20 protein-coding genes are annotated in these 24,060 nt (G+C 37.0%); 12 read left to right on the top strand and 8 right to left on the bottom strand.

The genetic code is table 11. The features are described from left to right. Positions 1–231 precede the first annotated feature (231 nt). From B091_RS0109025 to B091_RS0109015, 3 genes are read left to right on the top strand one after another with little or no spacing between them, the layout of a single operon-like run. Complete coding sequence (locus B091_RS0109025; RefSeq protein WP_018109681.1) at positions 232–450, top strand: DUF4492 domain-containing protein; 219 nt, start codon at positions 232–234, stop codon at positions 448–450. Between the two features lie 39 nt (positions 451–489). Then, entirely contained in the window at positions 490–2,040 is a 1,551-nt protein-coding gene (locus tag B091_RS0109020; protein ID WP_018109680.1) for a cytochrome ubiquinol oxidase subunit I, read from the top strand. A 49-nt stretch (positions 2,041–2,089) separates the two neighbouring features. Then, positions 2,090–3,244, top strand: coding sequence for a cytochrome d ubiquinol oxidase subunit II (locus tag B091_RS0109015; RefSeq protein WP_018109679.1), 1,155 nt, complete (start codon positions 2,090–2,092; stop codon positions 3,242–3,244). A gap of 161 nt (positions 3,245–3,405) precedes the next feature. On the opposite strand, the gene B091_RS0109010 is transcribed toward B091_RS0109015, so the two are convergent. The 3 genes from B091_RS0109010 to B091_RS0109000 are packed head-to-tail and all read right to left on the bottom strand — an operon-like array spanning position 3,406 to position 8,235. Further along, positions 3,406–4,362 (bottom strand): D-2-hydroxyacid dehydrogenase, encoded by a 957-nt coding sequence (locus B091_RS0109010; protein WP_018109678.1) that lies wholly within the window; start codon positions 4,360–4,362, stop codon positions 3,406–3,408. 23 nt (positions 4,363–4,385) lie between these two features. Then, complete coding sequence (locus tag B091_RS0109005) at positions 4,386–5,657, bottom strand: replication-associated recombination protein A (RefSeq protein ID WP_018109677.1); 1,272 nt, start codon at positions 5,655–5,657, stop codon at positions 4,386–4,388. Positions 5,658–5,661: 4 nt separating this feature from the next. Next, complete coding sequence (locus B091_RS0109000) at positions 5,662–8,235, bottom strand: DUF5686 and carboxypeptidase-like regulatory domain-containing protein (RefSeq protein ID WP_018109676.1); 2,574 nt, start codon at positions 8,233–8,235, stop codon at positions 5,662–5,664. A 244-nt stretch (positions 8,236–8,479) separates the two neighbouring features. Here B091_RS0109000 and tpx point away from each other — a divergent pair, with 244 nt between their 5' ends. Beyond that, complete coding sequence (gene tpx / locus B091_RS0108995; protein ID WP_025069608.1) at positions 8,480–8,977, top strand: thiol peroxidase; 498 nt, start codon at positions 8,480–8,482, stop codon at positions 8,975–8,977. 64 nt (positions 8,978–9,041) lie between these two features. Here the strand turns inward: tpx and B091_RS0108990 are convergent, their stop codons facing one another. The 3 genes from B091_RS0108990 to B091_RS0108980 are packed head-to-tail and all read right to left on the bottom strand — an operon-like array spanning position 9,042 to position 12,974. Further along, positions 9,042–9,695, bottom strand: a complete 654-nt coding sequence (locus tag B091_RS0108990) for a DedA family protein (protein WP_018109674.1) — start codon at positions 9,693–9,695, stop codon at positions 9,042–9,044. A 6-nt stretch (positions 9,696–9,701) separates the two neighbouring features. Continuing rightward, positions 9,702–11,243 (bottom strand): tetratricopeptide repeat protein, encoded by a 1,542-nt coding sequence (locus B091_RS0108985; protein WP_018109673.1) that lies wholly within the window; start codon positions 11,241–11,243, stop codon positions 9,702–9,704. A 12-nt stretch (positions 11,244–11,255) separates the two neighbouring features. After that, positions 11,256–12,974, bottom strand: coding sequence for a glutamine--tRNA ligase/YqeY domain fusion protein (locus tag B091_RS0108980; protein WP_018109672.1), 1,719 nt, complete (start codon positions 12,972–12,974; stop codon positions 11,256–11,258). Positions 12,975–13,755: 781 nt separating this feature from the next. Here B091_RS0108980 and B091_RS0108975 point away from each other — a divergent pair. The 4 genes from B091_RS0108975 to B091_RS0108960 all read left to right on the top strand — a co-directional run bounded on the left by B091_RS0108975 (position 13,756) and on the right by B091_RS0108960 (position 17,726). After that, positions 13,756–14,364 carry a riboflavin synthase gene (locus tag B091_RS0108975; protein ID WP_025069609.1) on the top strand — a complete coding sequence of 203 codons (609 nt, stop codon included), beginning with the start codon at positions 13,756–13,758 and terminating at the stop codon, positions 14,362–14,364. Between the two features lie 21 nt (positions 14,365–14,385). Further along, entirely contained in the window at positions 14,386–14,937 is a 552-nt protein-coding gene (locus B091_RS0108970) for a nitroreductase family protein (protein ID WP_018109670.1), read from the top strand. 294 nt (positions 14,938–15,231) lie between these two features. Further along, a complete protein-coding gene (locus B091_RS0108965) occupies positions 15,232–15,735 on the top strand; it encodes an RNA polymerase sigma factor (protein WP_018109669.1) in 504 nt (167 codons plus the stop codon). Between the two features lie 215 nt (positions 15,736–15,950). After that, on the top strand, positions 15,951–17,726 hold the full coding sequence (locus tag B091_RS0108960; RefSeq protein ID WP_025069610.1) for a biotin/lipoyl-binding protein: 1,776 nt from the start codon (positions 15,951–15,953) through the stop codon (positions 17,724–17,726). A 175-nt stretch (positions 17,727–17,901) separates the two neighbouring features. Here B091_RS0108960 and B091_RS0108955 read toward each other — a convergent pair whose 3' ends face one another. After that, entirely contained in the window at positions 17,902–18,582 is a 681-nt protein-coding gene (locus B091_RS0108955) for an OmpA family protein (protein ID WP_018109667.1), read from the bottom strand. Positions 18,583–18,699: 117 nt separating this feature from the next. After that, entirely contained in the window at positions 18,700–20,097 is a 1,398-nt protein-coding gene (locus B091_RS0108950) for an MATE family efflux transporter (RefSeq protein ID WP_026166357.1), read from the bottom strand. Positions 20,098–20,628: 531 nt separating this feature from the next. Here B091_RS0108950 and thiM point away from each other — a divergent pair. The 4 genes from thiM (at position 20,629) to B091_RS0108930 (ending at position 23,745) form a co-directional block, all read left to right on the top strand. Continuing rightward, the gene (gene thiM, locus B091_RS0108945) at positions 20,629–21,396 is read left to right on the top strand and encodes a hydroxyethylthiazole kinase (protein ID WP_018109665.1); all 768 of its coding nucleotides are present in this window, start codon (positions 20,629–20,631) and stop codon (positions 21,394–21,396) included. Between the two features lie 3 nt (positions 21,397–21,399). Beyond that, complete coding sequence (thiE, locus tag B091_RS0108940) at positions 21,400–22,047, top strand: thiamine phosphate synthase (RefSeq protein WP_018109664.1); 648 nt, start codon at positions 21,400–21,402, stop codon at positions 22,045–22,047. Between the two features lie 2 nt (positions 22,048–22,049). Beyond that, positions 22,050–22,859 carry a bifunctional hydroxymethylpyrimidine kinase/phosphomethylpyrimidine kinase gene (gene thiD / locus B091_RS0108935; protein ID WP_018109663.1) on the top strand — a complete coding sequence of 270 codons (810 nt, stop codon included), beginning with the start codon at positions 22,050–22,052 and terminating at the stop codon, positions 22,857–22,859. A 178-nt stretch (positions 22,860–23,037) separates the two neighbouring features. Next, complete coding sequence (locus tag B091_RS0108930) at positions 23,038–23,745, top strand: PepSY-associated TM helix domain-containing protein (protein WP_018109662.1); 708 nt, start codon at positions 23,038–23,040, stop codon at positions 23,743–23,745. The last annotated feature ends 315 nt before the right edge of the window (positions 23,746–24,060 follow it).

Genomic DNA, 24,060 nt, shown 5'->3' with positions numbered 1-24,060 from the left:
AAAAAAGCCAAGCGTTTAGCTTGGCTTTTTTTGTAACTATATCCCAGATTTTATGCTATCTGCGGAGTAGTTGTTGTCTTAATATTGTTATTAAACCTTCTTTTATATAAAGAAGGCATATATTATTATTAAAAAGACATATCTTTGAGCGTTTTCTTAGTCTTTGTTTTGTTATTATTAAATAATATTAATAGTTTTGTTAGGTAGTAAAATGAGTAATTTATATCAACTATGAAAGATTCTATCGTAAAAGTTTGGAAATTCTATATTGATGGTTTTAAGGCTATGACTTTAGGGAAAGTTTTATGGACAATTATCTTACTAAAATTGATCATAATGTTTTGCATTCTTAAACCTTTCTTTTTTCCAAGATTCTTAAATGACCACCCTTCTAAGGCTCCCAAAACAGAGATTGTCGCTGGAGAGCTTATTGATCGAGTAGCAGAATAATTTATAAACATAAAATTTACATTTAAAACATAAAAACATATGATTGCAAGTATTGACACTGCTCTTATTGATTGGTCGAGAGCACAGTTCGCCTTAACTGCTATGTACCATTGGATCTTTGTCCCATTGACACTAGGTCTGGCCGTAGTTATGGCAATAATGGAAACAATCTACTACAAGACAGGAAATGAGTTCTGGAAAAACACAGCCAAATTTTGGATGAAGATTTTCGGAATCAACTTCGCTATTGGAGTAGCTACTGGGTTAATTCTTGAGTTCCAATTTGGAACTAACTGGAGTAATTATTCATGGTTTGTAGGAGATATTTTTGGTGCTCCACTTGCCATTGAAGGAATCTTAGCTTTCTTTATGGAGGCAACTTTTATAGCTGTGATGTTCTTTGGTTGGGACAAGGTGAGTAAGAAATTTCACTTGGCTTCAACTTGGTTGACAGGTATTGGTGCTACAATTTCTGCTTGGTGGATTTTAGTAGCTAATGGTTGGATGCAACATCCTATTGGTATGGAATTTAATCCTGACACAGTAAGAAATGAAATGGTTGATTTTATCGGCATTGCGACTTCGCCAATGGCTGTAGTTAAGTTCTTCCACTCGGTATTATCTGGTTGGGTATTAGGTGCTGTTTTTGTTGTTGGAGTAAGTGCTTGGTATTTATTGAAAAATAGACACCGTGAATTTGCTATCCAAAGTATGAAAATTGGTGCTATTTTTGGTCTAGTTGCTTCTTTGCTTGTTGCTTTTACAGGAGACTCTTCGGGTTATCAAGTAGCAAAAACTCAACCAATGAAATTAGCTGCGATTGAAGCTCATTATGAAGGTTCTACTGATGCAGGACTTATTGCTATTGGTATTCTAAATCCTAGCAAAGAGCGTTATGACGATGGAAAAGATCCATTCTTATTCGATATAAAAATACCAGGACTGCTTTCTTTCTTAGCTAAAAGAGATTTAAATGCTTATGTACCGGGTATTACAAATATTATTGAAGGTGGTTATGAACTTGAAGATGGTTCTATAGCTCTTTCAGCAGAAGAAAAGATGCGTAGAGGTAAAATAGCTGTTACTTCACTAGCCAAGTATCGTTTGGCTAAAAAGAATAACGATGATACAACAGCACAGCTTGCTCTTAAAGATTTGCGAGCAAATGAACAATACTTTGGCTATGGCTATATTAAAGATAAATATGAGCTTGTTCCCAACGTTACAATCAACTTCTATGCATTCAGAATCATGGTTATCTTAGGTGGATACTTTATTCTATTCTTTGCTTTAACTTGGTTCTTTATTAAAAAGAAATCTATTACCAATAAGAAGTGGTTTAATTGGGTTGCTGTTCTTACAGTTCCGTTGGGTTATATTGCTGGACAAGCAGGTTGGGTTGTTGCTGAGGTTGGTCGTCAACCATGGGCTATCCAAGACATGATGCCTGTTAATGCTGCTATTTCTAAATTAGATGTTAGCTCAGTACAAATCACATTCTTTATCTTCCTTGTCTTATTTACAATTATGCTTATCGCTATGATTGGTATTATGCGTAAGGCAATAAAGAAGGGTCCTAATGTGGCTTAATTCTAAGCTGAGAATATTCATTTAATTTTAAATTCGAAAAATAACAACTATGGATAATTATATATTTTTACAGCACTATTGGTGGGCAATCATATCCTTGCTAGCAGCAATACTTGTATTCTTACTATTTGTGCAAGGAGGTAACTCTATGATTTTCTCTCTAGGTAAGACTGAAGATGAGAAAAAACTAGTAATTAACTCCACAGGACGAAAATGGGAGTTTACTTTTACAACTCTTGTAACCTTTGGTGGTGGATTCTTTGCTTCATTCCCTTTATTTTATAGTACAAGTTTTGGTGGTGCTTATTGGTTATGGATGATCATCTTATTTAGCTTCGTACTTCAAGCCGTAAGTTATGAGTTCCAAAACAAGGCTGGAAACTTACTAGGTGTGAAAACTTATCGTATATTTTTGGTTATTAATGGTATCCTTGGCCCTGTTCTTTTGGGTGGAGCTGTAGCGACATTCTTTACAGGATCGAACTTCTTAGTTGACAAAGGTAATATCTTAAACGAAACAGGTTCTATTGTAATCAGTCAGTGGGCAAATGCTTCTCATGGACTTGATGCACTGCTTGATCCATGGAATGTATGTTTAGGTCTTGCTGTCTTCTTCTTAGCTCGAGTTTTAGGAATTCTTTATTTTATCAATAATATTAACTTCGAACCTCTTATTACTAGATGTAAGAAACACTTGATTATTAATACTGGTTTATTCTTAGTATTCTTCTTGTCATTTGTAGTTTATGTATTGCTCAAAGATGGTTTTGCTGTTGATCCTACTACTCAGGTGATATCTCTTGTACCCTACAAATACTTAATTAACTTCATTGAAATGCCAATAGTACTTGTTGTATTCTTGCTGGGTGTGGTTGGAGTATTGTTTGGTATTATAGCGACAATCCTTAAACCTAAGTATAATAAAGGAATTTGGTTTGCTGGTATTGGTACCGTGCTTACTGTATTTACTCTATTGTTAGTAGCTGCATACAATAACACTGCTTATTACCCATCGAATGCTGATTTGCAAAGCTCTTTAACTTTAGCAAATAGCTGCTCAAGCAAATTTACACTCAAGGTTATGACTTATGTATCATTCTTGGTTCCATTTGTTATAGCTTATATTTATTACGCTTGGAAGAGCATTGATATATCTCAAATTACTATTGAAGAGATCAACTCTAAAAATAATAATACCTACTAATAACTATTAAGTTTCATTTCACAAAGCAGCGAGGAAGCCATAAGGTGTTCTCGCTGTTTTTTTATTGACCTATTTTAGAGTTGTTCAATGAGCATAAAAAAATCGGATCTAAAAGCTAATAAGCAGTTTAGATCCGATTTTATGTTTTGTGTGGATATCAATTATGGATTCACCTGATTGATTGGTTTGCCATTAATGAATGCTTTAAGGTTATCAATTAATATTTCCATCAATCTTTTTCTTGCAGCTAAACTGGCCCAAGCAATGTGTGGGGTGATAAAGCAATTCTCCACCCCTAATAGAGGGTTATCAGCTTTAGGAGGTTCTTGCGACATTACGTCAATTCCTGCAGCATAGATTGTTTTATTCTTGAGAGCTTCTGCTAAATCGTCTTCATTGATTAGTGGACCACGACTTGTATTGATAATAATACTTGTAGGTTTCATTAGAGCTAGAGTCTTTGCATTGACGATATTTCGTGTGTCATCTGTAAGCGGTGCGTGTAAAGAGAGAATATCCGATTGTTCAAAGAGTTCGTTTAGTTCTACTTTCTTAATCTCTTTGGGTAGTTGCATTTGCGCTTTAGAAGTATAGGCTATAACCTTCATACCAAAACCCAGTGCTATGCGAGCTACTGCCATACCAATGCTGCCTAATCCGATTATACCAATGGTTTGGCCGTGAAGTTCGATTAGTGGTGTACTCCAGAAACAGAAATCTGTATTTCTACTCCATTTTCCTGAATGTACCTCATCAGAATGTTTCTGAACATGTAGTGTTATGTTTAGGATATGTGCGAACACCATCTGTGCTACAGAGTTTGTACTGTAAGCAGGAATATTGGTTACAACTACCTCTGTTTCTTTAGCTGCAACAGTATCTATGATATTATAGCCCGTAGCCATAACACCGATATATTTTAAGTTAGGAAGCGCTTCTAAGGTTTCACGTTTAAAAGGAACCTTATTGGTCAGTACTACATCGGCATCTTTGCATCTTTCTAATATTTGATCGCGACTTGTACGGTCGTACATGACGCATTGTCCTAGTTCGTCTAAGTTTCCCCATTCCAAGTCTCCTGGATTGGTTACATAAGCATCTAAAATTACAATTTTCATAATTAATTATGTTTATAAGGTTTCTATTTAGTGTACTTGTCCCCCCAAAGATGCTGTAGCCACTCTTTATGGCGGCTCTCAGCCGAATTATTTTGAGGTTGCCAAATACGTTTGTTTTTTATCTCACTTGGAAGATAATCTTGCTTAGCAAAATTACTATCGTAGTTGTGACTATACTTGTATTCATTGCCATACCCCAAGTCTTTCATGAGTTTGGTTGGGGCATTTCTTAGGTGTAGTGGTACGGGTAAATTCCCCGTTTCTTTGACCAATGCTTGTGCCTCGTTGATTGCCATATAAGCCGAATTACTCTTTGGGCTAGTTGCCAAATAAATAGTAGCTTGTGCTAAGGGGATTCGCCCCTCGGGCCAACCTATCTTTTGAATGGTATCAAAGCAAGCATTTGCAATCAGTAGAGCGTTTGGGTTGGCGAGTCCTATGTCTTCAGAAGCTGAAATAACGAGCCTTCGAGCAATGAATTTAGGGTCCTCACCACCTTCAACCATGCGAGCTAGCCAGTAAATTGCTCCGTCAGGATCACTTCCACGTATTGATTTTATAAAGGCTGATATAATGTCGTAGTGCAGTTCACCCCCTTTATCGTAGGCTTGCGGATTTTGTTGTAGAAGATTAGTCACCTTTTCGTTGGTGATTAAAACAGGTTCTTCGGGGCTAGAGGTAACGATAAGCTCAAGGATGTTGAGAAGTTTGCGTGCGTCACCTCCCGAAAATCTTAATATCGCTTCTGATTCTTTTAACTCAACCTTGCGAACTTTTAATATATGATCTGTATCCAAGGCATGATGAACTAGCCTAATTAAGTCTTCTTGCTCTAAAGATTTTAACACATAAAGTTGGCATCTGGAGAGTAGGGGGCGTATTACTTCGAAAGATGGGTTTTCGGTAGTTGCTCCAATTAGCGTTACCACTCCTTGTTCGACTGCACCTAAGAGCGAATCTTGTTGTGATTTGCTAAACCTGTGAATCTCATCTATAAAAAGGATGGGATTCATTTGGTTAAAAAAACGGTTGTTCTTGGCTTGTTGAATAACCTCTCGCACGTCTTTAACCCCAGAAGTAACTGCACTGAGTGTATAGAATGGGACATCTAATTGATGTGATATAATTTTGGCCAATGTGGTTTTGCCCACACCTGGAGGTCCCCATAAAATGAATGAGGAAATTCTTCCTCCATCAATCATTTTGCGCAAAGGGCCATTAGGTCCAACAAGATGTTGTTGGCCGATATAATTGTCTAGACTTGTGGGACGTAATCTTTCAGCTAGTGGTTGCATAATTTTAAAAACCCATATTTAACATGATTCGTATTCCGTGTTTTGTTGCACCTGGATTATCAAGATAAGTAAGTCTTCGGACATATTCAATCTGCAATAACTTAAAGATATTATAAATTCCTACAGTAGCCTCTATATAGGGTATGTTTCTCTTCATAACAAAGCTAGTAACTTCACCTTTTCGAGTAGGAAATAGGAACAGCTCACTGTTTTTACTCTTATAGGGATTATTCTTATCTGTTAAGTTACCATAGAGTGCTTTGATCTTGAATATCTCTCTCCATTTGAGCCTATGTATTAGTGGTATTCTATTTAAGAGCTTACCATTCATATCGTAAATTAGGGATAGTGCAACATACCTGTCATTGAAGAACTCCATGTTGCGAAGCAGGTTAAAGGCCTCATTGTTTTGAGTGGTGTATGATAAGTTGGCAGTAGGAATGATGAGTAGTGGAAATGGAACGGTATTCCATTGTGCTCCCATCTTAAACTTCATGTCGAGTTTACCCCAAGACGACAGCCAAAATCTGTTCCAGATAGAGGCTTCTGTTATATTGGTGTTGTAATTACTAGCAATAAAACCTTTAATGCCCAAAACGTGTGAGAGTGTAAATACAGGAACATCTTTATGTACTAATTTTCGGCGTTGCTTGGTATTGACATAAAGTTCACCTGGAGCATAACGCAGATTTATTCTAATTTGAGAAGTTGCAAAATCTTCAACAACTGTTTTTAGTCCATCATTCTTTATAAATTGTAATTCGCCAGCAGCTTTTTCATTTCTTCGGGTAGCATCTACTCTAACGAGTAGCCCACCATAATTCTCATAATTATAGCTTAGAGATCCTTGTCTCACATAAAGCATCTGATCTACAGGGAAGGCTTTAAGGGCTACAAATACGTTATCTTTATCGGTATCCAAGAATTTATCCATTGGCGATTCTACCTCATTGCGGTAGGCAAAGCTCATGCTGTGCATAGGATACTCCCAAGGATAAAATTCACGAGGTTTAAAAGTATAGGTTAGCTCTCCAGCATATTTCCATCTTTTATCTCGAAGGCCATAAGCCCCATATCCACTTAAAAACCATTGTGGATTGAGTGCCGCAGTTGTTCTACCACCAAACCTGAAACGTGTTCCATCAATATGGTTACTTGATATAAACGTGTTAACTGGACCAATATCGAATTTATTAGGTCGACCTTTTCGATTGGTCTCCATGTGATTTTCGAAAAGAAGGCTTGCTACGAATATTATGTACTTGAAAGCAGGAGCCTTTGATACCTTCTCAATAGAGCCACCTAAGTCTTCTTCATGTTGAGTCAGGGGTTCCTGACGAGTTTCATCCCAATAGGTTTGAGATCGACGGCCAGCTTCTGCTAATTTAATAACGGAAGATTGCTGTTTGAATTTCTCCTCAGGGATTGGCTCAAAACTATAGTTATCGTAGAGTGTCGTTCGCTCAATTTGGATACCCTGAACAAAGTTTACCGCTTCCATATCGGCAGTCATAATATCTTTATCAAGTATCCAGCTACCATCTTTTAATTGATCAAACTCTTGAACGATATTCATGCCCGTCACAAAGTTTACACCCGTGTGGTAGGGGAGATTCATTCTGCATCTTTTTACTGCATAAGTGGAATCTGTAGCTATATAGATATGTCCTGTAAACCCGAAGTCTTGAGAGTTTTGTGGCACGAATGTAAGGTGCGTATAATCTTTTTGCTCAATTTTGACCGTATCCATAATGAAGTACTTATAAAACGAGATAGCATGGTCACTAATTGGGCTGATAAATCGCCTATTTAGCAATCGCATTTCATTTTTATAAATATTTACTTCTGTAAATACATCAGCAATCATCGTTGTTAATAACTCTCCTGAGGATATAAATTGGTCTAAACCTACAGAGCGTACTCCTTCAACATACTCTTTTTTACTGCGAGGTTTTTTACGATACACAACCTTTGAGTTTGTTTCTTGAATAGAGATAGGTAGGATGTAGTTGTCACTGATCTCTGACTTCTCAAGATTTTCTGGATTAAGATTGAAGTTCTTATAAAGCCCTTTACTTAATTTTTCTTCCGTCAAATCATTTAGAGAGCTCTTCATCTTCTGATATTTATCGAACTGATAATAATCATTTTCTTCAAGCTCCAGGTGCTTCTTACTTTCAATAACTTTGCGCATCAATTCTACTGCAGGGTTGTTCTTCCTACTGTACTTCTGCCTGCTGGGTTTTACAACAACCTCTTCCAGAGTAAACTCATCGGGTTGTAACTTAACCTCAATAAGCTTGTTGGGTTGGGTAAGTTTAACCTTTTGAGTTTTATAGCCAATTGCCGAGAAGGTCAATTCATTTTGTCCGGCTTTTCTTGCTATTGAGAATCGTCCATTATTGTCTGTAGCAGTTCCCAGAGTAGTACCTTCATAAAATACGGATATGAAACTCAAAGGTTCATTACTAGACGCATCTTTGACTATCCCCTTGATTTGTGCTTGCACGGGATAACCCAAGACGATTAGTATGATTAGTACAAGATATTTTGAAGTCGGATATAGTTGTAGACGCATTAAATTCCTATTTTACTAACAAAGCTAATAATTTATAAGCTCTTAAGTTGCACTTGAATAAAACTTATTAGCGCTTTATAGTTTTATAACGTATGCCTGTGATCTGTTATAACTATTTCTTGATAGCTTTTCAGTTTTAAAAAAACAATAATCTGTGAACTATGTTCGCTTATTATTGTTTATATTTATGAATCTAAGAAAAAATTACGATTCTTATAATTATAAATCTAAAAACATAATTGATATGACTACTAAATTTAAAGGAAATACAGTAAACCTTGCAGGTGAGTTTGTTAAGAATGGTTCTAAAGCACCTGAGTTCGAGTTGGTAAAAGAAGACTTATCTACTTTATCTCTATCTTCATTGAAAGGTAAAAAAGTAATTCTTAATATTTTCCCAAGCTTGGATACAGCTGTATGTGCAACATCCGTACGTAAGTTTAACCAAGAAGCTTCAAAACTTGATAACACGGTGGTTTTAGCTATTTCTAAAGACTTACCATTTGCTCAATCTCGTTTTTGTACTACTGAAGGAATTAAAAACGTAATTGCTTTATCTGATTTTAGAGGAACTAAATTCGATGAGGCATATGGTCTTTTAATGACTGACGGTCCTCTTGTTGGTTTCTTAGCACGTGCTGTTGTAGTTATTGACGAGAACGGTGTAGTAAAATATACTGAGCTTGTTCCTGAAATTACACAAGAACCAAATTACGAAAAGGCACTGGCTGCACTTAAATAAAAAATCCTGTTTTAGGTAAATATAAAAAGCGAATGAACTTAATTGATTCATTCGCTTTTCTGTTTTATGCAGGTTTGTTCTTTTTGCTTTTAAGTCCGTGGTATAGGAAGAATCCTACAATAAAGATACCAACTGCTATAAATATATAGCCTAGTTCTTTACTATATTCAGTAACCTTTTCTATTAATTGAGCCTCAGTTTCTATACCTGGCATCTTTGATAGATAATAACCTAAAACGGCTAAAATAATATTCCATATACCAGCCCCTAGTGTGGTGTAGATAAGAAATGTTGATAGCTTCATTCTTGAAAGTCCTGCTGGGATTGAGATTAATTGTCTTACAGCAGGTATCAATCGCCCAATGAAGGTTGATAATGCACCGTGTTTATCAAAGTACTTTTCAGCCTTATCAACTTTTTTCTCGTCAATTAGACACATATGACCAAATCTGCTGTTGGCAAACTTATAAATCAGTGGTCTGCCGAGCCATTTAGCTAAAAAATAGTTGACTAAAGCTCCGATATTGGCTCCTAATGTTGCAAAGAACACTACTAGATAAATATTTAGCTCATTTCCGACAGTGGCCTTATAGGCAGCTGGAGGAATTACAACTTCTGAGGGGAAGGGAATGAAAGAACTCTCAATGGCCATGAGAAGGGTAATGGTCCAGTAGTTGAGGTGTTCTAAACACCACTGGATGAATGATACCGACTCCATATCTGTTTAGTTTTTAAATTTTTTGTCTATTAAATCAGCAAGAAAATATAATCCATGATCTTGTAAGTGATCTCTAAACTCTGGTATATTTTCTTGTGTTACTTCAAATTCGAGTTTGTCATTATCAATATTATCAAATCTGTCGTATCCATGTGCACTATCTTCTTGGTCAAGAGCATCGTTTAGTAGTGTGACTACAGTTAATCTAAGGGTGTTTAGGTAACTAGGTGTCTCATGTTCTAAGCTATTTATAAAGACATTTGCCTGATCGTACATTTTCAAATAGATTTGTGTATCTATTAGTTTTTCTATATTATATGTCGATTCAAATATACGGCTTTGCTGGTCGAGATATTCTTTTGCTGCAGTCATATCGCCTCTGTCATAGGCTTCTCGTGCTAGTCTTAGACCTTTTTCTACTCTTTTATCATCATCCTGATCATCAGAAAAATCATTAAAGTAATCGATTAAATCGGTTGGTAGATTAGGATCTATTTGACTAAGTGATGTGCTGTTTTCTTGGTTTTCTTCTTCCTCTTCGATTCTGCTCGTGATGCAGTCGAGAAGGTCCATAAAGCTAATATCATCTTCGTTATCAGCCTGCTCTTCACCATTCTTTGCCTTTGATACATTTTGTAACATATCCGTAAGGGTCTGTTCAATTGTAGCCTGACTTGAAAGTATGCTTTTATTCTTCTTTATTTTTCTGCTTACCGCCTCAATCATCACCTCTAACTCTTCTTTGTTTGAGTTTGTGATTTCATAGGCGGTATTGAAATTTTCTAGTGCTAATTCATACTTGTTTAGTAACGCATAGGCATGCCCTAGAGTTGAATAGAGTTCTGCACTTTTATCGTTGACAGCTAAGCCCAATCTACAAGCTTTTACACATAATTTCATGCGTTGCAGACGAAATAAACAAGTGGCTTGTCCGATCCAGTAATTTTCATTATAGGGATCTTTATCAATAAGTTTCTCGTAGGTGTTGCTAGCCTCTTTAATTTGATAAGTTCCTTTAAAGAAGTCTGCTTCTGCTATCAAAAAGTCGGTATGGTTTTGAAACTTAGTTTTCCCTAAGTCAATCCATTTTTTAGCCTCTTGCTTGAAGCCGTAGTCTAAGAAGAGGTAGATACAGTTTGTTATGACATCCAAACTTTCTTTTTGTTTGAGTGGCTCAAGTATATCGATAGTCTTTTCGAGTTTTCCTTGTGCCAAAAATACGTCAGCCTTGAGCAAGATCACCTCTTGTTCAGATTGATCAGGAATGCTGTTAATTGTTCTTTCGCAGTTTTCAATATCACCCTTATCGAATTGAATATATGCTTTTTCTAAAAGTATTGCGGCACTATTGGGATGAATATTAAGACCGTCAGCAATTGCTGATTCGGCCTTTTGAATCTCCTTTTTTTCTATGTAATAATAGATAATGTCAGAATATATGTCGGAGTCCAAATAAAGGCTCTCACCCTTAGCTCTATATTCTTCATATAAAGCTAAGGATGGAGGAATCATTTGCTCGTTTCCTTGAGTAAAGCCTCTTTGATTCATAAATAATAGTTACTACTTATTTTGTTTGTTTATTTTGCCCCATGAATCACGCAATCCAACTGTTCTGTTGAATACAAGTTTGTCTGTAGCGGAATCTTTATCGGGTGTGAAATAACCAATACGTTGGAATTGTAGGTGATCCCCTGGTTTAAAGTTTTGTAGATACTTCTCTACATAGCAGTTAGTCAATACAGTTAAAGAGTCGGGGTTGATAAGCTCTCTGAAATCTTTATTATCTTCTGTATTTGGATTTTCTACGGTGAATAATCTATCGTAAAGTCTTACCTCAGCAGGCAGGCAATGGTTGCTGCTTACCCAGTGCAATGTTCCTTTTACTTTTCTGCTTGCTCCTGGCATACCACTTAGCGTATCTGCATCGTACTCGCAATACACCTCCATAAGGTTGCCCTCTTCATCTTTCTTGCAACCAGTACATTTTACGATATAGGCACTTTTAAGACGTACTTCTTGACCAGGAGTCATTCTGAAGTACTTCTTTGGTGCGTCTTCCATAAAGTCATCACGTTCAATCCATAATTCACGACTAAATTCGATGTTATGAACTGGTGAGTTTGGATCTTCAGGATTGTCGATACACTCAAGTTCTTCAACCTTATGTTCTGGGTAGTTTGTAATAATTAGTTTAATTGGATCAAGAACAGCCGATACACGTGTAGCTCTTTTGTTTAGATCTTCACGTACTGCTGACTCAAGAAGTGAGAAATCATTTAATGCTTCATACTTCGTATAACCAATTAAGTCTAAGAAGTTTTTGATTGACTCAGGAGAGTAACCTCTTCTTCTGAAACCACAGATCGTAGGCATACGAGGGTCATCCCATCCGTGTACTAAATCCTCTTGAACAAGAGTAAGTAGTTTTCGCTTGCTCATTACCGTGTAGGTAAGGTTCAAACGGTTAAATTCCATCTGGCGAGGTCTGTAATCACAGTTCTCATCTAGGTGGTCTTTTAACTCGTCGATAAAGTAGTTATATAATGGTCTATGAACTTCAAATTCAAGTGTACAAATAGAATGTGTTACACCTTCGAAGTAGTCACTTTGTCCGTGAGCAAAGTCGTACATCGGATAAGCTTTCCAATGATCACCCGTACGGTGGTGGTGGTGTTTAATCACACGATATATAATAGGGTCACGGAAATGCATATTGGCATTAGCCATATCTATTTTGGCACGAAGTACCATCTCACCTTCTTCAACTTCCCCTGTATTCATCTTTGCGAATAGGCTTAAGCTTTCTTCTACAGGACGATTACGATAAGGGCTGTCTTTACCTGGTGTAGTTGGAGTTCCTTTTTGAGCTGCAATTTCTTCTGCTGATTGCTCATCAATATAGGCTTTGCCATCTTTAATTAACTCTACAGCAAAATCCCACAACTGTTGGAAGTAATCTGAAGCATAATAGATATTGTCCCAATGGAAACCTAGCCATTCGATGTCTTCTTTGATAGCATCTACATACTCTACATCTTCTTTTACTGGGTTAGTATCATCAAAACGCAAGTTACATACTCCGTCATACTTTTCAGCCATGCTAAAGTCTATATTGATTGCTTTGGCATGTCCGATATGTAAGTAGCCGTTGGGTTCTGGCGGGAAGCGAGTTTGTACTCTTCCGTCATTTTTACCCTCTTTCAAGTCATTAACGATCGCTTGCTCAATAAAATTGAGGCTCTTCTTTTCTGTTGCTTCAGTTATTTTCTTATCAGTCATGATATCTTTATTATCTCAATTTGAATGCGAAAATACGATAATTTTCTCTCATTTACTTGTAGTGGCAAAGATAACTTTATTTGGTTTAATAAAGTCCTATATAAATCTTTATATCTAATGCTTGTGTCATCGGTTTTGGTGCTCTATATTATAAAGTGTAGTTAGGACTTGTTGCTATAAGGTTATTTTCTTTCAGCGATAGTCATGGGTTGATTACAAAACGACCTAGTCATTTATCTTAAACTACTTACTTCTTATACTAGTATCACTAACTCGCTTGAGTCTTCTGTGTATAATGCTTTACTATTTTCTATAAGTATTAACAAGACAGGTATAATGCGTGTTACGACTAATTAAAAATATTTTTTAATTAATACCTCGTTCATACTGATAAATGTTATCCAAATGGGTAATATTTTACCAACAAAATGAAATAATTTAATATTATGTAGTATATTTGTTCTAACGCAACAATCAAAGTATAGATTTAATTAAAATAATAGGCTACTTATTATGATTAAACTACGAATATGTTTTAGGACATACAAAAGAGTTTGGTAAGTATCTTAAATTTGATTTATATTTGCATCGTTATCCTAAAACAATCTTTTTTACCTTAAAAGAACTAATACCTATTGAAAACTTAAAAATGGGGCTTTGTGAAAAGCCCCATTTTTTGAAGCCCACCTCTACTTATCCATACCTTTTCCTTATATTTGTTTCTATAATTATAAACATACCTATTATATATAATGTGATAGGGCATAAATCTATAGAGCTTATGTTTTCAGGAATTGTAGAAGAAACAGCCAAACTTGTCGATATCGTTAAAGAAAACGATAATGTACACTTTACACTAACATGTTCGTTTGTGAATGACTTGAAAATTGATCAAAGCATTTCACATAATGGCGTTTGCCTAACGGTGGTTGACTTAAAAGAAGGCAACTATACTGTTACTGCTATGCGTGAAACCCTTGATCGATCCAATTTAGGTTTGCTTAAGGTAGGTGAGTTGGTTAATGTTGAAAGAAGCATGAAAATGAATGGTCGACTTGACGGACATATTGTTCAAGGGCATGTTGACCAAACAGCAGTATGCACAGAAATCAAAGATGCAAATGGTAGCTGGTATTTTACCTTCAAATATAAATTCGACAAAGAAATGGCTAAACGTGGCTATTTTACGGTCGATAAAGGTTCAGTAACTATTAATGGTGTTAGTTTGACGGTTTGTGAACCTACTGAGGATTCGTTTACTGTAGCTATCATACCTTATACATATGAGTACACTAATTTTCATGCTATCCAGGTGGGTGGTGTTGTGAATTTAGAGTTTGATATTATTGGAAAGTATATTAGCCGCTTGCAAGAACTTACAGCTGAGTAGTCTGTTTATACCTTAATGATTATGGATGAATCTTTTAATTTTCTATCGTTAGTCAAAGCTCGCCAAAGTGATCGTCGTTTTGATGCGACTCGTTTGGTTGAACCCGAAAAGCTAAACTATATTTTAGAGGCTGCTCAATTAGCACCCTCTGCTTGCAATGCGCAACCCTGGAAAATAATAGTAGTCGATCAGACTGATCTGGCTGTCGAAATAGGAAAAGCTGCTGCAGGATTAGGGATGAATAAGTTTGCTAAAGACGCTCCTGTTCATCTAGTAATTGTAGAAGAATCTGGAAATCTAACGTCAATATTGGGGAGTAAACTAAAGAATAAGTATTACCCATTAATGGATATTGGAATCTTAGCTTCACATATTGCTTTGGCTGCCGAAGATTGTGGATTAGGTTCTTGCATATTGGGTTGGTTTGATGAGGAAAGATTCAAACATCTTTTGGAGATTCCTTCCAAAAAAAGGGTATTGCTTGATGTTGTTATTGGTTATTCCTTAAACCAGAAGAAGATTAAGAAACGTAAAGCCTTTAAATCGATAGCTTCGTTTAATAAATACAAGTGATATTTCAAAAGATTAAGCAAGCCTGAAGCATAATTGTTCAGGTTTGCTTCTTTTTTAACGAGGATTTAATACTTATTGTCACTTAAATGTAACGTTAAATCCTGCCGAAATAATTTATATCTAGGACAAAACGGACTATTGAACAACTAAAATTAGATTTTTATGACCCAAAAACTGTTTTATGATAGTTTTCACCCTGTTTTATGATGGTTTCCATGTCCTTTAATTTAAAATTCTTTGCTACTTTTGAATTGAAGGAAACAAACAGAGTTAATAATTTTAAAACAGCAAAGTATGAAAAGTTTAAGCTTTAGAAAAGAATTAATCGGAGCACAAGAAGAGTTACTTCGCTTTGCATATAAACTAACTTCCGACAGGGAAGAAGCGAATGACCTATTACAAGAGACAGCATTAAAAGCTCTTGACAATGAAGATAAATATATTCCTAATACCAACTTTAGAGGTTGGGTCTATACTATAATGCGTAATATCTTTATTAATAATTATAGAAAGATTGTTAGGGAACAAACATTTGTTGATAAAACAGATAATCTATATCACTTAAACCTGCCTCAAGACTCAGGTTTAGAAAGTGCAAGTGGTGCTTACGACTTAAAACAAATGCATAAAATAGTAAATGCATTACCAGACGAATACCGTATTCCATTTACAATGCATGTATCAGGATTTAAGTATCGTGAAATTGCTGACAAATTGGAATTACCATTGGGAACTGTGAAGAGCAGAATCTTCTTCACAAGACAAAAATTGCAAGACGATTTAAAAGACTTCTTATAAATATACCGAGAAAAACGGTAGCAGATTTGGTAAAGGTGATCTATTATGAGAATAGATTACCTTTTTTGTCGCTATTTATTTTGATTATGGAAATAAATCACTAATTTGGTTTAAAATTTAAAAAGTCATCAAACATCTAGACAAGTATAGCTATAAAGTTATATTTTTGTATATAAATAATATGGAATTGAAGTCATTCTAAAAACTCTATCACTATGAAGAAAGAAATAAAATTTAGTCTCGTTTATAGAGACATGTGGCAATCCTCAGGTAAATACCAACCTCGTTTAGATCAGTTGGTACAAATCGCTCCGTTAATTGTTGAAATGGGCTGTTTTAGTCGTGTTGAGACAAATGGTGGTGCTTTTGAGCAAGTGAATTTGCTTTACGGTGAAAACCCTAATAAAGCTGTTCGTGCATTTACAAAAACATTCAATGAGGCAGGCATTCAGACTCATATGCTAGATAGAGGTTTAAACGCTCTACGTATGTACCCTGTACCTGCTGACGTGCGCAAATTAATGTACAAGGTTAAAAATGCACAAGGTGTTGATATTACTCGTATTTTCTGTGGTCTAAATGATGTTCGTAACATTATTCCATCTATCCAATATGCTAAGGCTGCGGGTATGATACCACAAGCAACTCTATGTATCACTTTCTCACCAGTTCATACTGTTGAGTATTATACAAAGATTGCTGATCAGTTAATCGAAGCTGGTGCTCCTGAAATTTGTTTGAAGGATATGGCTGGTGTTGGTCGTCCTGAATTTTTAGGAAAACTAACCAAAGCAATTAAAGACAAACACCCAGAAGTTATCATTGAATACCACGGACACTCAGGACCAGGTCTATCAATGGCTTCTATCCTTGAAGTTTGTGAAAACGGTGCTGACGTTATCGACGTTGCTATGGAGCCTATCTCTTGGGGTAAGGTTCATCCAGACGTAATTTCAGTTCAAGCTATGTTGAAAGATGCAGGTTTTAAAGTTCCTGAAATCGACATGAAGGCTTACATGAAAGCTCGTGCTAAAACACAAGAGTTTATCGACGACTTCTTGGGTTACTTTATGAACCCAGGTAACAAACTAATGTCTTCTTTATTGTTGACTAGTGGTTTACCAGGAGGTATGATGGGATCAATGATGGCCGATCTTGAAGGTGTTCATTCAGGTATTAACTTGATGTTGAGAAACCAAGGTAAAGAAGAGCTTACTATCGATGATCTTTTAGTTAAACTATTCGAAGAAGTTCAATATGTATGGCCAATGGTTGGTTACCCACCACTTGTAACTCCATTTAGCCAATACGTTAAAAATATTGCACTAATGAATATCCTTTGTGAAGTTAAGGGTGATCCTAAATTCTCAATGATGGATAAACATATCTGGGGTATGATTCTTGGTGAAAGCGGTAAGCTTCCAGGTAAACTAGCACCAGAGATTGTAGCTCTAGCTAAAGAAAAAGGTTACGAGTTTACAGATAAAGATCCTCAAGAAAATTATCCAGATGAACTTGATAAGTATCGTAAGGAGATGGATGAAAATGGTTGGGATTATGGTCAAGATGACGAAGAATTATTCGAATTGGCTATGCACGACAGACAATACCGTGACTACAAGTCGGGTGTTGCTAAAGAACGTTTCATCCAAGAACTAGCTAAAGCTAAAGAAGAAGCATTAGCTGACAAAGGTTATACTGCTGAAGACATCTTAGCAATCAAACGCGCAAAATACGAGCCTGTAACTGCTGAAGTTAAAGGACAAGTAATTTGGGAAATTGATGTAGATGCAGATTCTCTAGCTCCAGCTGTGGGCAAAGAGTTCAAACCTGAAGATAACTTCTGCTACATCACAACTAGCTGGGGTGAGCACCGTCCTGTAAAAGCTAACTTTGAAGGTCGTGTGATCGAGGTTACTGCTAAGCAAGGAGATCGCGTTAACAAAGGTGATGTTCTAGCTTACATTGAAAGAACAAATAAAGAAAACTAATATACTAAGTAAAAAATAGTAGTTTAAAGTCTGGTCGGAACGAAAAGTTCCTTCCAGACTTTTTTTTATTGTCAAACGCTTCTTGGTTATGCAATATCCAACATAAAAAAAGCGCTGTGTTTTAGGTTAACATAGCGCTGTTAGTATCTAAATGAGATTGGGTATAGATAATTTCTTATCTTCCTTGTTCTGCATTTTTAATCATTTGCTCACTAGCATACATGTAGATATCTACCACACGGTTTTGCTCTGGAAGTAGTGCATCGTCGTATAATTCATATCCTACACCAGTAACGTTCTTAAATTGGTAGTCACTAACCCCACAGATTTGTAGGTAGTTCTTAACTGCTTGTGCACGTCTGTTTGATACGGTGATATTTGCATCGTAAGAACCTACTTTGTCAGTCTTTCCGATAATTGAAATATCAATAGTAGGGTCTTGTTTTAGGATGTTAGCAAACTCTCTTAGAGAGCGTTTAGAAGCTTCACTTAGAGATGATGAGTTAAAAGCAAAAAGAATACCTGAGTCAAAAGTGACTTTTACAGCTGCTAGGCCGTTGCTATCTTCAACTTTCTCTACTTGTGCACCTTCAATAGCAGCTGCTTCAGCAGCATTTTTGTCCATCTTTTTGCCGATAAGTGCTCCAGCACCACCACCAACAGCAGTTCCTACCGCTGCTCCAATGATAGCACCTTTGCCCTTGCCTGCAATACCACCGATGATAGCTCCAAGAGCAGCACCCGAACCAGCACCAATTGCACCACCTTTGGCAGTGTTCGAAGATTGTAGCGCACTACAACTCGTAAATAGAACAGCTACGCTTAGTAGGATAGCTGAAAACTTAAATTTGTTCATACTTCAATACTATTTATAAAAAACGGTTAATATCTGAATTGAATTTGTCCTATAAATTATAACGGATGTGCTTTGCTTTTTGTTCTTTAAGCACGGAGTTTTTATTCTTTCTGAATTTTATCCCTCTAACGAATATCCTTTGCTCTTAGGGTTTAAAACTTTGTTTTTGATGAAGAATAACCATAAAGTAAGGAAAGTTCCTTTGCATATACTTGTTAAGCTCACGGCCCACCAGATGCCTTCCACACCCATAGCAATTCCACCAATCGCAATAGTTCCTGTTAAGACAAGAGCGATGGGGATACGAGAATAATTAAAGAATATACTGATTACTGCTGGTGGAGTTGTGCGACCTAAACCGTAGAATACACCCTGGCTCGTAATTTCGAGTGTCATAAATAATTGTGATAGCCCAGATATCTGTAAATAGAGTCCACCAGCTTTAAAGGCTTCGGGTTCTCCTGGTACAAATAGTGAGAATACAGTATCTCCAAACCCAACAAAGAGAATGGTACATGCAAGTCCAAAGACTGCGGACATTTTAAGGGTTAGTTTCCAAGCCTGTATAACTCGGTCATATTTGCCAGCCGCATAGTTCTGGGCAATGAAAGTGCCAAGTGCTGTCGAGAAACCTTGGGCTGTGTTCCAAGTGATTCCCTCGATCAATGCACCCGTTGTAAGTGTCATTACACCAATATAGCCACCATAATCAGAGGCTAGTCGAGATAAGAAGAGATTAACAAAAGCGAATAGCAAATTAAATAGTGCTACGGGTGAGCCAAGCTTTAATACACGTTTAGTATACTTTTTCCTTAGTTTAGTGAAGAAGGCTACGTGATCAAAAATTGGGTTCTTAATCTTAATATTATAAACGAAGATAGCTAATACTATGGCTTGCGAAATAACAGTAGCATAACCAGCACCATCAGTTCCCAACTTTAAACCAAAGATGAACAGTGGGTCTAGAACCATATTCAAGATAAGACCTGTTCCACTGATATAGAAAGGTATTTTACTTCTTCCTACAGCATTATACATTCCAGTAAAAGCCGAGGTTAGAAATATCAAGGGAAATCCACACGAAATGATTCGTAAATAAGATACAGCATTTGTACTAATTGGGCCACTACTATTTGTTCCGTCTAACTTGAACACATCGACAATTTGGTGAGAGAAGAGGATAAACAAAGCCCCCCAAATGAGTGATAAGATTAGCGAAATGGTGAAATTATGGGCGATAAAGCTTCTTGCATCTTTTTCGTTTTGTGCTCCGACAGCTTGTGCAATACTAACTTCAGAACCAATCTTACCCAAAAGAGATAGTGCCGTTGTCATCCATACAAAGATACCTACTGATCCCACTACTGTAGCCGCCTCACTACCAAGTCGACCAACCCAAGCCATGTCGGTAAGGCTATACGCCATTTGGATAAATGAAGTAGCCATGATTGGCATTGCCAATTTAAATAACTGGCTGTTTATTGGTCCCTCTGTGAGGTTTCTTGTTCCTTTCATATCTCCCTTGTTCTGTTTTATAATGTTTTCGATACCCAACGCTTTATTCGTATGGGTTCATTTCATGATGTGTAAGAGCTTAAAACATTAAGATAATTATTGAAATATACACGACCAGAATTGTCGGATATAACAAACAAATGTCGTCTTTTATTAAGTGGGTGCAAAGGTATGGATTATCTAAAATATTACCAAAGACATTGCTTTTAAAAGAGTGGCGGCTGATCTGTATTACTTCAAAAGGATTGGTTAAAGTATTCCTATTATTAATCTCTCATTTAGTATAATTTTATTAAGTTTGCTTCATGCTGTTGGGGGTGCTACAACTATTTAAAAGTTATGGCTGAGATATAACCCTTGTTTACCTGATATGTTGTAATTGACATCGTAGGGAAATGGTTTTATTCTGGCTTATTGCTATTTATAATTTACCATTTCGTATAAGCGAGATGGTTTTTTGTTTTTAGTTACTTGATGTTTTATCTACTCTATCAGATGGCATAATCTTATTTATACAAATAACTCTTAGATATGAAATTAGATAAATCCTTTTGGGAAGATATTGCTGCCATAGGTTCACAGTCACCACTGGTTCATAATATTACCAATTTTGTGGTAATGAATAATACTGCTAATGCTCTATTAGCTATTGGGGCTTCTCCCGTGATGGCACATGCAGTGGAAGAAGTCGAGGACATGGCCAAAATATCATCCGCTTTAGTTCTGAATATTGGTACCCTGAGTCCTCGTTGGGTCGAAGCCATGTTGTTGGCTGGTAAAGTAGCCAAACAAAGAGCTATACCAATTGTGTTTGATCCCGTTGGGGCAGGTGCGACACCTTATCGCCTGAAGGTCTGTCAACAGATAATAGAAGAGTGCCGTCCTACGATCATTCGCGGAAATGCTTCCGAGATTATGGCACTAATTGGTGCCGATAGCGCGACTAAGGGTGTTGATAGCACTGATAGCTCTGAATCAGCCATAGAGTCAGCCAAACAGCTTGCAAAACAGACAGGTGCGGTTGTTTCAGTCAGTGGGGCTATTGATTACATAACTGATGGTGTAACTATACATCAAGTTGAAGGTGGATCGGCTATTATGCCCCGAGTTACTGGGATGGGCTGTACTTCTACTGCTCTTACTGCAGCTTTTGTAGCTGTAAATTCTGATGCTTTGGAGGCTGCAACACATGCTATGCAACTTATGAGCTATGCTGGTTATCGTGCAGCACAAAACGCTCAAGGGCCAGGTTCTTTTCAAGTCAACTTTCTTGACGAACTCTATACATTAAAGCCTTAAGCAATGAATAAATCAACATTTGATCTTTCCCTATACTTAGTCACTGATAGCCGAAATACTTCAGATGAGGAATTTGATCGGATAGTCGAATCGGCAGTTCAAGGTGGAGTTACCCTAGTTCAACTTCGCGAGAAGACCTGTTCGTCTCGAAAGTTTTATGAGAAGGCTTTGCGCTTGAAAAGAATCTTAAGTTGCTATCAAGTCCCACTAATTATAAATGACCGATTAGATATCGCTTTGGCTGTTGATGCTGAAGGGTTACATATTGGACAGTCGGATCTGCCTTACTCTGTAGCGCGTAAACTTCTGGGGCCAGATAAAATCATTGGTCTTTCAGTCGAAACATTAGAAGATGTTAAGCTAGCCAACAGTTTAGATATCGATTATATTGGTGTCTCACCAGTTTTTTCGACTCCTACCAAAACAGACACAGCAGCAGCTGTTGGTTTGGATGGCTCGGCTGCTATAAACCAATTGTCAGTTCATCCAAGTGTAGGGATTGGTGGAATTAATAAGGAGAACGTAGCAAGCGTCATTGAGTCGGGATGTGCAGGAGTTTCACTAGTTTCAGCAATTATGTCGGCTGTTAACCCAGCCTCTGCAGCGAGTGAGCTTAAAGAAATTATATTAAAATCAAAAAGAATATTATAAGAATGAAAAAATATAAGCGAGTTTTATCTATTGCTGGTAGTGATCCTTCGGGAGGAGCAGGAATTCAAGCTGATTTGAAAGCTTTCTCAGCCTGTGGTTGCTTTGGAACGACTGCTATAGTGGCTGTAGTCGATGAAAATACAGTTGGTGTTACTGGTGTGCATCCTATTCCAGTAGATTTTGTGGTTGGGCAGATTAAATCAGTTCTCGATGATATTGGTGCAGATGCTATTAAGATTGGAATGCTACACTCTTCCGAGCTTATTCGTGCAGTTCGTGACACCATACTGCCATACAATATTAAAAATATTGTACTCGATCCTGTAATGGTGGCTACATCGGGAGATCGTTTGCTTCAGGAAGAAGCTATTGAAACGCTCAAAAAAGACTTGATTCCACATGTGCGAATCCTAACACCTAATATCCCAGAGGCAGAACTAATCTTAGGACATAAGATTGAATCACAGTCTAATTTGCCCACATTGGCTCAGGAATTAGGCGAGACTTACGGTATATCTGTTCTTCTCAAGGCCGGTCACCTAACAGACGATAAGTTGATCGATGTATTTTATAATGTTGAAACTAAGGAGATACTTCATTTACCATCCGACCGTGTTAATACTAAGAATACGCATGGTACTGGTTGCACATTCTCTTCGGCTGTTGCTGCTTATTTAGCACATGATTTACCCATGGATGAGGCAGTAACTAAAGCTAAAAACTACATGGTAATGGCCATTGAAAAAGGTGCAGCTTATCAAATAGGTAAGGGGCACGGCCCCGTACATCATTTTTGGAACTTCTGGGAATAAGTCTAGAACTACTATTTAATAGGATAAAGGCATGCTACAACTATAGTATGCCTTTTCTTATCCCCAAAAGTGAGTAGTCGATCTGTAATAAATAGCGAATAATAGCGATTGCCAATCTTCAATATTAAGCTGAAATTTGTGTTTCAATTCAAATCAATACGACAACGCAATTAAAGTTATGAAAAAGTTCCTTAAGAAGTTACATTTGGTTTTGGCTTTGCCTACAGGTCTTATTATTACAATAGTTTGTTTTACGGGTGCAGTAATGAGCCTTGATGAATATATTCGTCCCTTATGGCAAGGCTGGCCAGAGTTTTATGGAACTATGATGCGATTTCATCGCTGGTTGCTCGACCCCACCCGCGCTGTGGGCAAATTGGTTGTTGGAATATCTACCGTCTTCTTCATCGTAATTTTGATAAGTGGATTGTTTATTTGGTTACCAAAGAAGTGGAACAAGGTTAAGAACAACCTGGTAATCAAGAAGAATGGAAATTTTTCTCGAAAGGTATTGGATCTTCACAGAGTTTGGGGAGTTTATGCTATGATTATGTTACTAGTGATGTGTTTTACGGGATTGATGTGGTCTTTTGAAGGGTATCGCAACGTTGTAACTAGTACAATCACTGTAGGGCGTGTTCCCGATCGTGTTGCTGTAGTACATCGTAAGAATCGAGAAACAGGAGAGATGATGCGTATTGACTTTAATGAGCGAGAGAACAGCTCAAAGGTTATGCGTTGGGCTTATCTACTCCATACAGGGAGATGGGGCGGCTGGTTTGGTCCACTCCTTACAGGGCTTACAGCTCTATTTGGCGCTACACTGCCTATTACGGGCTATATCCTTTACTTTAGACGAATAAAGCGTAAGCGGCTGAAGAAGTAAATTTGAAAGTTAGGTACAATTTGTGATCTAGCTTTCTAAAACAATATGAGCTATTTAAAGTTTTAAATAGCTCATATTGTTTTAGAGTGGTTTGATTTATTCTATTTACCGATTAGCTTATCGAATAAGATACTGTCTCAGGAAGTGTGTAAGTAAATTAAGCTTGGGTTGGGTTATTGTTATAGCCTGACCCTTTCTTTGTAAATAATTAGGAACTGATTTAAAATTATGCCCCAGTCCCTGATAGGCATTGACCACTTCTTTGTGGCCTCTCTAACGGCTAAATATACTGATTTCATCACAGAATCATCGGTT

This window comes from Bacteroides propionicifaciens DSM 19291 = JCM 14649 (assembly GCF_000375405.1).
GTDB lineage: Bacteria > Bacteroidota > Bacteroidia > Bacteroidales > Bacteroidaceae > Bacteroides_E > Bacteroides_E propionicifaciens.
Note: the sequence above shows the minus strand (reverse complement) of the source record. Positions and strands in the feature narration are given on the sequence as shown.

Excerpts from the sequence above, each read along its gene's own strand:
- thiD (WP_018109663.1), top strand. The coding sequence starts at position 22,050 with ATGAAAAAATATAAGCGAGTTTTATCTATTGCTGGTAGTGATCCTTCG.
- B091_RS0108985 (WP_018109673.1), bottom strand. The coding sequence starts at position 11,243 with ATGAATCAAAGAGGCTTTACTCAAGGAAACGAGCAAATGATTCCTCCA.
- B091_RS0108960 (WP_025069610.1), top strand. The coding sequence starts at position 15,951 with ATGAAGAAAGAAATAAAATTTAGTCTCGTTTATAGAGACATGTGGCAA.
- thiM (WP_018109665.1), top strand. The coding sequence starts at position 20,629 with ATGAAATTAGATAAATCCTTTTGGGAAGATATTGCTGCCATAGGTTCA.
- tpx (WP_025069608.1), top strand. The coding sequence starts at position 8,480 with ATGACTACTAAATTTAAAGGAAATACAGTAAACCTTGCAGGTGAGTTT.
- B091_RS0108990 (WP_018109674.1), bottom strand. The coding sequence starts at position 9,695 with ATGGAGTCGGTATCATTCATCCAGTGGTGTTTAGAACACCTCAACTAC.
- B091_RS0108970 (WP_018109670.1), top strand. The coding sequence starts at position 14,386 with ATGGATGAATCTTTTAATTTTCTATCGTTAGTCAAAGCTCGCCAAAGT.
- B091_RS0109015 (WP_018109679.1), top strand. The coding sequence starts at position 2,090 with ATGGATAATTATATATTTTTACAGCACTATTGGTGGGCAATCATATCC.
- B091_RS0109005 (WP_018109677.1), bottom strand. The coding sequence starts at position 5,657 with ATGCAACCACTAGCTGAAAGATTACGTCCCACAAGTCTAGACAATTAT.
- B091_RS0108930 (WP_018109662.1), top strand. The coding sequence starts at position 23,038 with ATGAAAAAGTTCCTTAAGAAGTTACATTTGGTTTTGGCTTTGCCTACA.
- B091_RS0109000 (WP_018109676.1), bottom strand. The coding sequence starts at position 8,235 with ATGCGTCTACAACTATATCCGACTTCAAAATATCTTGTACTAATCATA.
- B091_RS0109020 (WP_018109680.1), top strand. The coding sequence starts at position 490 with ATGATTGCAAGTATTGACACTGCTCTTATTGATTGGTCGAGAGCACAG.
- B091_RS0108980 (WP_018109672.1), bottom strand. The coding sequence starts at position 12,974 with ATGACTGATAAGAAAATAACTGAAGCAACAGAAAAGAAGAGCCTCAAT.
- B091_RS0108975 (WP_025069609.1), top strand. The coding sequence starts at position 13,756 with ATGTTTTCAGGAATTGTAGAAGAAACAGCCAAACTTGTCGATATCGTT.
- B091_RS0108955 (WP_018109667.1), bottom strand. The coding sequence starts at position 18,582 with ATGAACAAATTTAAGTTTTCAGCTATCCTACTAAGCGTAGCTGTTCTA.
- B091_RS0109025 (WP_018109681.1), top strand. The coding sequence starts at position 232 with ATGAAAGATTCTATCGTAAAAGTTTGGAAATTCTATATTGATGGTTTT.
- B091_RS0108965 (WP_018109669.1), top strand. The coding sequence starts at position 15,232 with ATGAAAAGTTTAAGCTTTAGAAAAGAATTAATCGGAGCACAAGAAGAG.
- thiE (WP_018109664.1), top strand. The coding sequence starts at position 21,400 with ATGAATAAATCAACATTTGATCTTTCCCTATACTTAGTCACTGATAGC.
- B091_RS0109010 (WP_018109678.1), bottom strand. The coding sequence starts at position 4,362 with ATGAAAATTGTAATTTTAGATGCTTATGTAACCAATCCAGGAGACTTG.
- B091_RS0108950 (WP_026166357.1), bottom strand. The coding sequence starts at position 20,097 with ATGAAAGGAACAAGAAACCTCACAGAGGGACCAATAAACAGCCAGTTA.